Raw genomic sequence first — 12,157 nt, forward strand, 5'->3', positions numbered from 1 at the left:
TTGTTTGTCGCTACAGTTGAGACATATCTATTTCCCGTGCGCGTGGTTTGCCCATGAGAAAAGCACCAATATCCCGACCATAATCCCGACAGTCTTCCAGTTCGACATCGCTCGGAATAAGCTTGATACGCAAGCCGCCAGCGGGTACGCGCATTTTTAGACCTCTTAGCCTGTCCTCGACCATACGCACCGCTTCGCCTGACCAGCCATAGGAACCAAATGCGCCTGCAACTTTGCCTTTTACGTTGATTTTGGCGAAGGAAGACAGCAGATCCCATACTGGCTTTACTGCATCACCATTGATGGTGGGCGAACCGACTAAAATAGCATCTGCATCTTCGACCAAGTCAACAAAGGGTTCGACTTCTCCACCTTCCAGGTCATACAGGGAAATACGAAAGCCGCCGATTTCCAGCGCGCCATCACGTATTGCTTCTGCCATGTGCATGGTGTTGCCATAGGAGCTGATGTAGAAAATAAGCATGGTTTTGACGTCATGGTCGATTTCCAGATGCAGTTGAGGTGTGGACAGTTCACGGTAGCGTTCAACGTAATGACGTGGATGGTCGCGCAGGATAGGGCCGTGCGTGGGTGCAATAAGGTTGATCTGTAACGGTTCGATCAGCTCCAGTGCACTCAGCACATACTGCTTGAATGGCCGCATGATATGCGAGTAATAGTATTCGAAGGAGAAGCGGAAGTCGCCCACGCTGTCGTTGAACAGCTGTTCGTCACAATAGTGGCAGCCGAACACGTCACCGGAGAACAGTACGCCTTCTTCTTCCAGATAAGTGCATTGCGTATCCGGCCAGTGCAGGTAAGGCGTATTTAAAAAACGTAAAGTGCGGTCGCCAAGACTGACGCGATCGTTGGTGGTGACCGGCGTATAGGCGATGTTGCTGTTGTTAAGCAGCGCCTTGAGCATGAGCTGAGCGGCATCTGAAATGTACAGTGTTGCCTGCGGTGCACGACGCATCAGTTCCGGTAACGCGCCAGAGTGATCCGGCTCCAGATGATTGAGTACGATGACCTTGATTTCGCTATAGTCTGCAACCGCTTCCAGCCGGGTAAAAAACTGGTCGGCTGTTTCAGCCTTGACGGTGTCGATGACCGCGACGCCTTCGGAGCCGCGTACCAGATAGGCATTGTAGGTGGTACCGTTCGGCGTCTTGAGAATAACGTCGAAAGTACGCATCTTCGGGTCGAATGCGCCTATCCAGTGGACCCTGTCGGTCACTGCCATCGGCTCAGCCGTAGCTTCATGCCTGGACATGATATTAGCCGAATTTAAACAGCACGCCGTAGCCGCCGCGCGGATATTCCCAGGCCACGTTGCGATGATCGTTGCAGATGATGCGACAGGTGCCGCATTCCAGACAACCGTCGGTAATCAGTACGACGCGGCCGTTACCTTCCAGTGTGTAGCAGCCAGCTGGGCAACATACAGTGCATTGCTGGGTTTCACACTCTGACGCACATAATTCTTCATCCTTGATCTGGATGTGCGGGCGTCCGGCATCAACGCGATAACGGTTCTGGAACAGCTTTTCTTCGACTTTGACGTTGGTGCTCATTCGAAAGCCCTCCACAGTTTATAGGCGTCGCCCATCAGTCCGAACAGCGAACGCCGTTGTTTGAAATTGGCCATGATCTGCTTTTCCTTGGTCTTCTTGTCGATGCCGTCAACCCGCAGCATCTTGTGCGCGGCCTGATTGAGCATTTCCGGATAAGTCGTGAAGAATTGCGGATTGGCATGGAACACATCGGGCATGTTCTTGTATTTCTTCAGATCCTTGATGACGAAGGATTCATTCAGTTTTTCGCGATAGCGCGCCAGATTTTTTGCCGTAAATGGTTTTTGCTCGGCAGCGAGTTCGATCACCGTTTCTGCAGCAAAACAGCCAGTGGTCATCGCCAGATTGGAGCCTTCGCGGTGCATGGCGTTGACGAACATGCCGGAGTCGCCGACTATCATCCAGCCGTCGCCGCATAATTCCGGAATCGCCTTGTAGCCGCCCTCGGGGATCAGATGTGCGGTGTATTCCTTCATTTCGCCGCCTTCCAGTATCGGGGCGATGGAAGGGTGGGCTTTCATTTCTTCCAGCAGCTGATACGGTGTGATTTTCTGCTGCTTGAGATCGGAGAGCATGCAGCCTACGCCTATGGTCAGCGATTCTTTGTTGGTGTAGAGGAAGCCTGTTCCCATCATGCCTTTGGTGATTTTGCCTGCCATTTCGATGACCACACCCGCGTCGCCGTTGACGTTAAAGCGCGCTTCCACGGTTTCCTGCGGCATGAAGTGGATTTCCTTCACCGCCAGCGCTACGTTTTTCGGTTCCAGTTCGGGGTGGAACCCGGCTTTGGTGGCGAGCAGCGAATTGACTCCGTCGGCGAGGATGACGATGTCGGCATAGATAGAGCCACCAAGGCGGTCGGTCTGTACGCCGATGACACGTTTGCCGTCCATCAGCAGGTCGGAAACGGTCGTTTCGCAGATCAGCATCGCGCCAGCTTCCTGCACTTTCTCCGAGAACCACTTGTCGAACTGGGCGCGGATGATGGTGTAGCGGTTGTACGGTGGCTTATTGAAGTCATCCGAACGATAATTGGAGCCCACATAGGATTCATCATCCAGCACCCACATGCGTTGCTCGATGATGTGGCGTTCCAGCGGTGCGTCGTCGCGGAAATCGGGGATGATTTTTTCCAGTGCATCCGAATACAGGATCGCGCCTTGTACGTTCTTTGAACCCGGGTATTCACCACGCTCCAGTTGTAATACCTTGAGTCCGGCTTTCGCCATGGTGTAGGCGGCGGCATTGCCGGAAGGCCCCGCGCCGACTACGATAGCATCAAATTTTTCAGCCATGATTTTCTCCTTTAGCTCGCCACGCGCGCGACTGCGAGTTGTTGCTTGAATGTTTCCGTCAGCGCCGGCAGTATGGTCATGGCGTTGCCGACGATGCCGTAAGTGGCGAATTCGAAAATGGCGGCGTTCGGGTCGTTATTGATGGCAATAATGACGTCCGAGCCTTCCATGCCGACGCGGTGCTGGATCGCGCCAGATATGCCGGCAGCGATGTAGAGCTTGGGACGTACGGTTTTGCCCGATTGCCCGACTTGACGTTCGGCATCTACCCAGCCTGCCTGTACCACTGGCCGTGTAGCACCGACTTCTGCGCCTAGCACTTGTGCTAAATCCCATATCAGCTGGAAGTTTTCTGGTTTCTTCATGCCGCGACCGCCAGCAATGATGATGTCGGCAAACGGCAGCTGAGGTTTGTCCTGGTTTTCGTCGGGTATGTATGCCAAAACTTTGGTGATAATGCTGGTCTCGATCAGCCCTAGTGGGTGCTCGATGATGCGACCTGTGCGAGTGGCGTTGCGGTCGGGCATGGACATCACCCGCGGGCGTATGGTTGCCATTTGCGGACGGTAATTCTTGGTGATGATGGTGCACAGCAGGCTGCCGCCGAAAGTTGGGCGTGTTGCTGCCAGACCCCGATTGTCCGGATCTATATTCAGCTCGGTACAGTCAGCGGTAAGACCCGTTTGTAACGTAGTAGCGACGCTACCAGCCAGATCACGTCCCTGGGTGGTTGCACCGAGCAACAGGATTTCTGGTTGGTAGGCGTTGACCAGATCGGTGAGCCCTTTGGTAAAGGATTCATTGCGATAATTGCTGAGGACAGTATCTTCGATCAGATAGCAATTGTCGGCACCGTGGAAGAAAGATTCCTCACAGAAGCGTCGCGTGGGTAGTCCCGGCGCTCCCATGACCACGCCAGATAATTCAACACCTAACTTGTCGGCCAGTTTGCGGCCTTCGCCCAGCAATTCCCACGATACCGGGTGCACTTCACCGCGTTCGTGTTCGATGAAGACCCAGACGCCTTTATAGGCTTTGAGTCGTTCGTCGAGTTCAAAATTACCGCGTCCTGCGGGTTTTTTTGCTGGTGCTGCGTTTGTTTCGCTCATGATCTACCTCGCTTAAATATGCCGGCTTGCTGTTCAGGCTGCTTGCTTGACTATGCTGTCGCACAGTTTCGGATGCTGAGTGAACAGCTTGTTTATCAGCGTCAGCGAAATGTCGCGTGGTTCGTGGCTTTCGGTGTCGATGATTTCGGCGGGTTTGGTGTTGGGCTGTGGCGCGAACACCTTGCTCACCAGCGTCGGTGAACCTTTTAAACCGATTTTGCTGACGTCTTCGATACCGGCTGTATCCTTGTTCCAGAAATTGACTGGGTAACGCGCAGCGCGGAACATGTTTTCCATGGTGGCAAAACGCATTTCGTTGGTACCTTCGAGCATGGTGATAAGGCACGGCAGTTTGGTTTGCAGGACTTGCACGCCGCCTTCGGCACGGCGTTGTACCTGAATTTCTCCCTTGCTCATATCCAGCGTGTCAATTTGCGAGACATAGGTGAGTAATTGCATATTCAGTCGCTTGGCAATGCCAGGGCCAACCTGTGCAGTGTCGCCGTCTATGGTCTGTTTGCCAGCGAAGACCATGTCTACTTTCATGTCCTTCTCTATCTGCTGGATGGCAGAAGCCAGTGCAAATGAAGTCGCCAAGGTATCGGCACCAGCAAAGGCGCGATCGGTAACCAGAATGGCAGCGTCAGCACCGAAGGCAATGCATTTCTTCAATGCACCTTCTGCCTGCGGGGGGCCCATGCTGATCACCGTGACACGACCACCGTGCTTGTCTTTCAGACGTAGCGCCTCTTCCAGAGAAAATAAATCGTAGGGATTGACGATGGCGGGTACACCCTGGCGCATGATGGTATTAGTCACTGGGTGGACACGTATCTGTGCGCTATCTGGTACTTGCTTGATACAGACGACGATATGCATGGCTGTCTCCTTAACTCACCGTAGGCAGCGTGGATCTGAGTTTATCCAGACCAAAACTTTTGGCTTCAGCATCCTGAAATACTTTGAATACTTTTTCCTGTGCGGCATTGGAGTTAACGAAATCTTCATAAGCACGCATCAAAAATCCCCGGTACTGTTTGAACAAGGCAACTTCGTCTAGCACTTCAGGACTTTTATCCTGACGCATGTACTGATAGAAGCGCTTGAGGATGTGTAGTCGGTTTACATTAACGACTGTCTCATCGTAAGGAATTCCAAAATAGTTAAGGAACTCTTCAGCGGCAGAAAATTGTTTCAATTGTTGTATCATTTCACTCATAGCAGTTTCTCCTTAGTGATGTTTGGATGAATGTTTCGATGTCTGGGTGGTGTCAGCTTTCAGGCTGCCATCGAAAGTGGGTTGTGCACAATTATCGCTATCGCAGGTTTGGCAAATGCCGACAGTGCTATCTTCACCTGCCAGTTTTGCCACTTGCTGCTCTAACCCGGCAATGCGGTCTAGCAAACAGCTGATGGCTTTACCAACTGGGTCAGGCATGCGGTGGTGGTCGAGATCAATGCCATCTGCTGTAATGCGGCGCTGATGCTTGGGCAACACCATGCGACCAGGAATGCCGACCACGGTCATCTCTGCGCTAATATCTTCTATTACTACGGAATTGGCGGCTATGCGGGCATTCTGGCCAATGGTGATTGGGCCCAGTATCTTTGCCCCGGCACCTACTACTACGCCATCGTTCAGTGTTGGGTGACGTTTGCCAGGATTCCACGTCGTACCACCAAGAGTGACACCGTGATACAGGGTAACGTCATTGCCAATTTCTGCAGTTTCACCGATGACAACGCCGCAGCCGTGGTCGATGAAAAAACGGCGTCCTATAGTTGCGCCCGGATGGATGTCGATTTGCGTTAGCATGCGTGCAATAAAACTGATACAGCGTCCGCCATAGCGTAGTTTGCGCCGCCATAATGCATGGGCGACGCGATACAGCAGCAGTGCATGAACGCCAGGATAAAGGCTGACTACTTCCAGCATATTGCGGGCAGCCGGGTCGCGCTCAAATACACAGGTGATATCCTCGTGCACCATTCCCCATAAGGTTGGCTTAGACAATGCTTCAACCTGTGGGGCTGCTTGGGTAGGGTTGTCAGCCAGTGCAGTCATGGTGGGTTTCTCGTTAATCACGATGGCATACCTGTACAGGCAGCATTTTCTAGATAGAAACGCTTTAAATCATCGACGCTGGGTGTGCATTTGGTGAGGATGGCATGTATCCGTATCATATTTAGCAACGAATGTGCTTCCAGCTCGCTGAGGATTAGCCCAAGCTTGGCGTAGGCATCAATGACTGAATGTGAACCTGAATGTTTACCTAATACAGTGCGGTGTTCCCGACCAACTTCAGTCGGGCTGAAGCCTTCGTAGTTGAGTGGGTTCTTGATAATGCCATCCACATGGATGCCTGATTCATGGGTGAAAACTGCATCGCCAACTATGCTTTTGTTCACTGGAACAGGTCGTCCGGAGGCGGCCGCTACCAGCTGTGAGATGTGCGGGAATTGTGTTGTATCAATATTGCTCTCGATGCTATAGAGATGTCGCAGTGACATGACGACTTCTTCCAGTGGCGCATTGCCGGCGCGTTCACCTAGTCCGTTTACCGTTGTATTGGCGTGAGTAGCACCAGCGAGTATGGCTGCCAGTGTATTGGCAGTAGCCAGCCCCAAATCATTATGCGCATGCATTTCAAGGTCGATATCGACTTCCTGACGTAGCAGGTTGAGACGTCCATAAGTGGCGAACGGATCAAGCAAGCCTAGTGTGTCTGCAAAGCGAAAGCGTTGCGCGCCTGCTTGCTGTACAGTTGCAGCTACGGTTAGCAGAAAATCACTATCTGCGCGTGAGGCATCTTCGCCACCGACACATACTTCAAAACCAAGGTCTAATGCGCGTGGTACAAATGCCTGTATCTGCTCCAGCACCCATTCACGATCACGTCCCAGTTTGTGTTTGATTTGGACATCCGACACTGGAATGGAAAGATTAACAATGTTGACGTTACAACGGGCAATAGCAAGTAAATCAGATTCGCACATGCGTCCCCATGCCATGAGTCTGGCTGGTAAATGCAAATGGGTTATCGCCTGAATTAATTCAATTTCAGCTGTTCCCATCACTGGAATGCCAATTTCCAACTCTTGTACACCTGCACGCGAAAGCGCTTCGGCAATAGCGATTTTCTCGTCTGCGCTGAATGCTACCCCAGCGGTTTGTTCGCCATCGCGTAGTGTGGTGTCGTTGATCGTTACCATGATGTCATTGGCTTCCGTTAGCATGTTGAATAGTGCTTCAGATCATATTGAGCAATAGCTGTGCCAACTTGATATTTTTTAATTTAGTCTTTATTTTTCAATGTGTTGTGTATATTTTAATGATTTGTTTTTATAGGCGGATTGGGGCGAATGTCGGGTTTGTCGTTTTTGTAACAGGGGCTGTCAGTGTAGATATGATGAGGTAATGCAGGTACGAAGTTTGAGTGTCAGGGACACTCAATTTGCTTAGTGTTCTTCGTGCGCAAGATTGAGTGAGTAGCGTGGTAATTCCACCAGTAAGTCAGTTTGCCGTAGCACGACCTGGCAGGCCAGACGTGAATGCGGATTGAGTCCCCATGCTTTGTCGAGTTGATCTTCTTCATCTTCTTCAGGTGCGGTCAGTGAGGCATATCCTTCATGAATGATGACGTGGCAAGTGGCGCAGGCGCAGGATTTCTCACAGGCGTGTTCTAGTTCGATATTGTTTTTAAGCAGAGCATCACACAGGAAACCACCTGCTTTGGCAGCGAATGTTGCACCTTCTGGACACAGGGTGTCATGAGGCAGTATGGTAATCTGTGGCATCGCGATTTCTCCAGGTGTGGGGGCTAAACGTGGCTTTCCAGGTCCGTTAATTTATGTCCGGTGAGGGCGCGTTGTATACTCGCATCCATGCGCCGGGCAGCGAAATTCTGGGTAGCCTGGTTGAGCGCATCACTTGCCTGCCGGAGAGGTTTCAAACTGTCACCATCGCCAGTTTCTATCACTTCTGCCAGTGCGTGCATGGCTTTTGTCAATGTGATACGTTCGGCAGGAGAGAGCAATGTGTCGCCATCCTGATGAATGGCGGCATCAGTGGCATCAAGCAGGCGTCGTGCATCTACCTGTGCTTCGCGTAGCATACGCACTTGCATGTCAATGTCTGCTTTGCCGTAGGCATCCTGCAGCATTTGTGCAACTTGTGTGTCGCTCAAACCATATGATGGTTTGACGATAACAGATGTTTCTATCCCCGTGCTTTGTTCGCGGGCACTGACATTTAACAGTCCGTCGGCATCGACTTGCAGCGTTACCCGGATACGTGCTGCACCCGCAACCATGGCTGGAATGCCACGTAATTCAAAGCGCGCCAGTGAGCGGCAATCTGCCACTAATTCACGCTCGCCTTGCAGCACATGAAAACTCATGGCGGTCTGACCGTCTTTGAAGGTGGTAAATTCCTGCGCCTGTGCAACCGGGATACTGGCGTTGCGTGGGATGATTTTTTCCACTAATCCGCCCATGGTTTCTATACCCAGCGATAGCGGGTTGATATCCAGCAATAACCATTCTTCGTTACCACGATTACCCGCCAGTACATTGGCCTGCATTGCCGCACCAAGGGCGACAACCTGATCAGGGTCGACATTGGTTAGAGGGGTCTGCTGGAAATAGTCGGCTACTGCCTTACGTATATGTAACATGCGGGTGGAACCGCCAACCAGTACTACACCTTTGACGTCTTCGATCCGTAATTTTGCATCACGCAACGCTTTACGTGTGGGTTTGAGTGAACGTGCCACCAGCTCTGCGGTGATGGTCTCAAAAGTTTCTCGTGGCAACAGGATATCAACAGTGCGGCCATTGCTCAGCGTGGTGTTTATGTGAGTGATGGTCTCAGTCGATAATGCTTCTTTAGCTGCACGTGCCTGGGTTAGCAGTCGTTGTGTATCATGTGCGTTCAGTGCGGGCAGCGCCAATTGGTCGATGATCCAGCTTGCAATGGTACGATCGAAATCATCACCACCCAGTGCTGAATCACCGTTAGTGGCCAGTACCTCGAAAATGCCTCGTGATAGTTTGAGGATGGAAATATCAAATGTCCCACCTCCCAGATCATAAACGGCATATATACCTTCGGCAGCATTATCCAGACCGTAGGCAATAGCAGCAGCCGTTGGCTCATTCAATAGTCTTAACACAGTTAACCCGGCCAATCTGGCCGCATCCTTGGTGGCCTGGCGTTGCGCATCATCAAAATACGCAGGGACAGTGATAACGACACCAGTCAGTTCACCGCCTAGTGCGGCTTCGGCGCGCAGGCGCAGGGCTTTTAGTATTTCAGCGCCGACTTCAACTGGTGTTTTAATACCCGCGGCAGTAGCGATACTGACCATGCCTGGGGAGTCAATTAGTTGATAAGGTATTTGTGCTGTGTCTGCTACATCTGCCAGTCCACGCCCCATCAGGCGTTTGGCTGAGGCTATGGTATTGAGGGCGTCGCGACTTTGTTGAGCCAGCGCGGTATGCCCCGTCTCTATACTGCCATCTGCCAGATAACGAACCACTGACGGTAATAAACTACGGTCGAGTTCATCACGAATGACTGTGCCCGAACCGCTGATAACGCTGGCTACCAGTGAATTGGTCGTGCCGAGATCAATACCTACCGCCAACCGGTGTTGATGCGGTGCGGCGGACAGGCCGGGTTCGGATATTTGTAACAGTGCCATAATAAAAGTCCCGGTTTATTAGTCAGAAAATGGTCAGACCTTGAAACTCTCACCACAGCCGCAAGCATCCTTGACGTTGGGATTGTTGAATTTGAAGCCCTCATTCAAGCCTTCGCGCACAAAGTCCAGTTCGGTACCTGCCAGAAAAACATGGCTTTTCGGATCGACTAATACGCTTACGCCGTAGCTTTCAAACAGCAAGTCATCTTCTGCGGTTTCGTCAGCAAATTCGATGGCATAAGCCAAGCCTGAACAGCCGCTGGTTTTAACCGCCAAGCGCAGGCCAACGCCTTTACCGCGCTTTTCGATAAAACTGCTGATGCGTTTAGCTGCGCTTTCAGTCAGGGTGACGGTCATAATGGTCTCCTTGGGTTGCGTTTACATCGAGAACGAACTGCCGCAACCACAAGTGGAAGCTGCATTTGGGTTCTTGATGAGAAAACGGGCGCCTTCCAGACCGTCTTCATAATCGATTTCGGCACCGGCCAGATACTGGAAACTCACCGCATCCACGATCAGATTGACGCCATGCTTGGCGATGCAGGTGTCGTCTTCGTTGATGGTTTCGTCAAAGGCAAAACCATACTGGAAGCCGGAACAGCCACCACCGGTGACATAAGCGCGTAAATTTAATTTCGGATTGCCTTCTTCCACGATCATGTCTTTCACTTTCAGTGCAGCACTTTCAGAGAACTGGATCGGAGTGGCAAAGTCGGTGAAATTTGCCGGTTGGGTGGTTTCAGTCATGGTTTCTAACATGGTCAGCTCCTGTTTATCAGCGGTTAAAATATCAATGGGTGGCAACGGGTGCGCAGATTGGATAGTCGGTTTCGCCTGCTTCGTGTTTGGAGCGATAATCCGCCACGGCTGCCTTGATCGCATCTTCGGCGAGGATGGAGCAGTGGATTTTTACCGGCGGTAAAGCCAGCTCTTCGGCAATGGCGGTGTTTTTGATATCCAGCGCCTGTTCCAGTGTTTTGCCTTTAACCCACTCGGTTACCAGCGAACTGGATGCAATTGCAGAACCGCATCCGTAGGTCTTGAATTTTGCGTCTTCGATTACGCCATCAGCATTGACCTTAATTTGCAATTTCATTACGTCACCGCATGCAGGTGCGCCGACCATGCCGGTGGCTACGCTGTCGTCGTCCTTGTCAAAGGTACCGACGTTGCGCGGGTTTTCGTAATGGTCTATGAGTTTGTCGCTGTATGACATAGTGTTCTCCTGAATTTAGTGTGCAGCCCATTGCACCGAGTTGATGTCGATGCCGTCCTTGTACATATCCCATAGCGGCGACAGCTCGCGCAGTTTGCCGATTTTTTCCTTAATCAGTTTGATCGCGAAATCCACTTCCTCTACCGTAGTGAAGCGCCCCAGACTGAAGCGGATGGAGCTGTGTGCCAGTTCGTCGTTGCGACCCAGTGCGCGCAGCACGTAGGAGGGTTCCAGACTGGCCGAGGTACAGGCGGAACCGCTGGAAACCGCAATGTCCTTGATCGCCATTAGCAACGATTCGCCCTCGACATAGTTGAAGCTGATGTTGAGGTTGTGCGGTACGCGCTGGGTCATGTCACCGTTCACATAAACTTCTTCCAGCTCCATGAAGCCGGCGAGCAGGCGATCGCGCAGCTGGCGGATACGTGCGTTTTCGGCAGTCATTTCTTCGGCGGCAATCCGGTAAGCCTCGCCCATACCGACAATCTGGTGAGTGGCCAGCGTGCCAGAACGCATGCCGCGTTCGTGACCGCCACCATGCATCTGCGCTTCCAGACGTATACGCGGCTTGCGGCGTACGTATAGCGCGCCTATGCCTTTAGGGCCATAAGTTTTGTGGGCGGAAAACGACATCAGGTCTACTTTGAGTTTGCTGAGATCAATTTCTACCTTGCCGGTCGCTTGCGCAGAATCAACGTGAAAAATAATGCCTTTGTCACGGCAGATCTGGCCTAGTTCAGCAATTGGCTGAATTACGCCGATCTCGTTATTAACGAACATCACCGATGCCAGGATGGTGTCTGGGCGTATTGCCTGTTTGAATACGTCCAAGTCGAGCAGGCCGTCTTCGCGCGTATCCAGATAGGTGACTTCAAAACCCTCGCGTTCGAGTTCACGGCAGGTATCGATAATTGCCTTGTGTTCGGTCTTTACCGTGATCAGATGCTTGCCTTTAGCTTTGTAGAAATGCGCCGCGCCCTTGATCGCTAAATTGTTGGATTCGGTTGCGCCGGATGTCCACACAATTTCTTTGGAGTCGGCATTGATCAGTTTGGCAACTTGTTCGCGCGCCTCCTCGACAGCTTTGTCAGCATCCCAGCCGTAAGCGTGTGAACGACTGGCCGGATTACCAAACATCACGGTCAGATAGGGAATCATTTTCTGCGCCACGCGCGGATCAACCGGGGTGGTTGCGGAATAGTCGAGATATATAGGTGACTTGGGCATAGTGTCGTTGTATCGCGAGTAAAGTTTGTCG

General features: G+C 51.9%; 14 protein-coding genes. All 14 read right to left on the reverse strand.

Annotated features, from left to right (window positions below):
* Positions 1-10: 10 nt before the first annotated feature.
* A complete protein-coding gene (locus SFSGTM_RS02270) occupies positions 11-1,243 on the reverse strand; it encodes an FprA family A-type flavoprotein (RefSeq protein ID WP_198420604.1) in 1,233 nt (410 codons plus the stop codon).
* Positions 1,244-1,277: 34 nt separating this feature from the next.
* Entirely contained in the window at positions 1,278-1,574 is a 297-nt protein-coding gene (locus SFSGTM_RS02275) for a ferredoxin family protein (RefSeq protein ID WP_162083743.1), read from the reverse strand.
* Positions 1,571-2,869, reverse strand: a complete 1,299-nt coding sequence (locus SFSGTM_RS02280; protein ID WP_162083744.1) for an FAD-dependent oxidoreductase — start codon at positions 2,867-2,869, stop codon at positions 1,571-1,573. Before SFSGTM_RS02280 ends, SFSGTM_RS02275 begins: the two co-directional genes overlap by 4 nt.
* An 11-nt stretch (positions 2,870-2,880) precedes the next feature.
* Entirely contained in the window at positions 2,881-3,978 is a 1,098-nt protein-coding gene (locus tag SFSGTM_RS02285; RefSeq protein ID WP_162083745.1) for an electron transfer flavoprotein subunit alpha/FixB family protein, read from the reverse strand.
* Between the two features lie 33 nt (positions 3,979-4,011).
* Positions 4,012-4,857: an electron transfer flavoprotein subunit beta/FixA family protein gene (locus SFSGTM_RS02290; protein WP_162083746.1), complete on the reverse strand. Its 846-nt coding sequence runs from the start codon at positions 4,855-4,857 to the stop codon at positions 4,012-4,014.
* A gap of 10 nt (positions 4,858-4,867) precedes the next feature.
* Positions 4,868-5,197, reverse strand: a complete 330-nt coding sequence (gene nifW, locus SFSGTM_RS02295) for a nitrogenase-stabilizing/protective protein NifW (protein WP_162083747.1) — start codon at positions 5,195-5,197, stop codon at positions 4,868-4,870.
* A gap of 12 nt (positions 5,198-5,209) precedes the next feature.
* Positions 5,210-6,043, reverse strand: a complete 834-nt coding sequence (gene cysE, locus SFSGTM_RS02300; protein WP_162086171.1) for a serine O-acetyltransferase — start codon at positions 6,041-6,043, stop codon at positions 5,210-5,212.
* 17 nt (positions 6,044-6,060) lie between these two features.
* Entirely contained in the window at positions 6,061-7,215 is a 1,155-nt protein-coding gene (gene nifV, locus SFSGTM_RS02305) for a homocitrate synthase (protein ID WP_232526025.1), read from the reverse strand.
* Positions 7,216-7,437: 222 nt separating this feature from the next.
* Positions 7,438-7,776: an ISC system 2Fe-2S type ferredoxin gene (fdx, locus tag SFSGTM_RS02310; protein ID WP_162083748.1), complete on the reverse strand. Its 339-nt coding sequence runs from the start codon at positions 7,774-7,776 to the stop codon at positions 7,438-7,440.
* 23 nt (positions 7,777-7,799) lie between these two features.
* The gene (gene hscA, locus SFSGTM_RS02315) at positions 7,800-9,683 is read right to left on the reverse strand and encodes a Fe-S protein assembly chaperone HscA (RefSeq protein WP_162083749.1); all 1,884 of its coding nucleotides are present in this window, start codon (positions 9,681-9,683) and stop codon (positions 7,800-7,802) included.
* 33 nt (positions 9,684-9,716) lie between these two features.
* On the reverse strand, positions 9,717-10,040 hold the full coding sequence (iscA, locus tag SFSGTM_RS02320; protein ID WP_162083750.1) for an iron-sulfur cluster assembly protein IscA: 324 nt from the start codon (positions 10,038-10,040) through the stop codon (positions 9,717-9,719).
* Between the two features lie 21 nt (positions 10,041-10,061).
* Positions 10,062-10,430 carry an iron-sulfur cluster insertion protein ErpA gene (gene erpA, locus SFSGTM_RS02325; protein WP_162086173.1) on the reverse strand — a complete coding sequence of 123 codons (369 nt, stop codon included), beginning with the start codon at positions 10,428-10,430 and terminating at the stop codon, positions 10,062-10,064.
* Positions 10,431-10,473: 43 nt separating this feature from the next.
* Positions 10,474-10,899: a Fe-S cluster assembly scaffold IscU gene (iscU, locus tag SFSGTM_RS02330; protein ID WP_162083751.1), complete on the reverse strand. Its 426-nt coding sequence runs from the start codon at positions 10,897-10,899 to the stop codon at positions 10,474-10,476.
* A gap of 15 nt (positions 10,900-10,914) precedes the next feature.
* On the reverse strand, positions 10,915-12,126 hold the full coding sequence (locus tag SFSGTM_RS02335; RefSeq protein ID WP_162083752.1) for an IscS subfamily cysteine desulfurase: 1,212 nt from the start codon (positions 12,124-12,126) through the stop codon (positions 10,915-10,917).
* Positions 12,127-12,157: the final 31 nt, after the last annotated feature.

Source organism: Sulfuriferula nivalis, assembly GCF_009937995.1.
Classification (GTDB): Bacteria; Pseudomonadota; Gammaproteobacteria; order Burkholderiales; family Sulfuriferulaceae; genus Sulfuriferula; species Sulfuriferula nivalis.

Bases quoted from the DNA above. Each gene is read 5' to 3' on its own strand.
- erpA (WP_162086173.1), bottom strand. From the start codon at position 10,430: ATGACTGAAACCACCCAACCGGCAAATTTCACCGACTTTGCCACTCCG.
- SFSGTM_RS02280 (WP_162083744.1), bottom strand. From the start codon at position 2,869: ATGGCTGAAAAATTTGATGCTATCGTAGTCGGCGCGGGGCCTTCCGGC.
- nifV (WP_232526025.1), bottom strand. From the start codon at position 7,215: ATGCTAACGGAAGCCAATGACATCATGGTAACGATCAACGACACCACA.
- hscA (WP_162083749.1), bottom strand. From the start codon at position 9,683: ATGGCACTGTTACAAATATCCGAACCCGGCCTGTCCGCCGCACCGCAT.
- fdx (WP_162083748.1), bottom strand. From the start codon at position 7,776: ATGCCACAGATTACCATACTGCCTCATGACACCCTGTGTCCAGAAGGT.
- SFSGTM_RS02270 (WP_198420604.1), bottom strand. From the start codon at position 1,243: ATGGCAGTGACCGACAGGGTCCACTGGATAGGCGCATTCGACCCGAAG.
- nifW (WP_162083747.1), bottom strand. From the start codon at position 5,197: ATGAGTGAAATGATACAACAATTGAAACAATTTTCTGCCGCTGAAGAG.
- SFSGTM_RS02275 (WP_162083743.1), bottom strand. From the start codon at position 1,574: ATGAGCACCAACGTCAAAGTCGAAGAAAAGCTGTTCCAGAACCGTTAT.
- SFSGTM_RS02285 (WP_162083745.1), bottom strand. From the start codon at position 3,978: ATGAGCGAAACAAACGCAGCACCAGCAAAAAAACCCGCAGGACGCGGT.
- iscA (WP_162083750.1), bottom strand. From the start codon at position 10,040: ATGACCGTCACCCTGACTGAAAGCGCAGCTAAACGCATCAGCAGTTTT.
- SFSGTM_RS02335 (WP_162083752.1), bottom strand. From the start codon at position 12,126: ATGCCCAAGTCACCTATATATCTCGACTATTCCGCAACCACCCCGGTT.
- cysE (WP_162086171.1), bottom strand. From the start codon at position 6,043: ATGACTGCACTGGCTGACAACCCTACCCAAGCAGCCCCACAGGTTGAA.
- SFSGTM_RS02290 (WP_162083746.1), bottom strand. From the start codon at position 4,857: ATGCATATCGTCGTCTGTATCAAGCAAGTACCAGATAGCGCACAGATA.
- iscU (WP_162083751.1), bottom strand. From the start codon at position 10,899: ATGTCATACAGCGACAAACTCATAGACCATTACGAAAACCCGCGCAAC.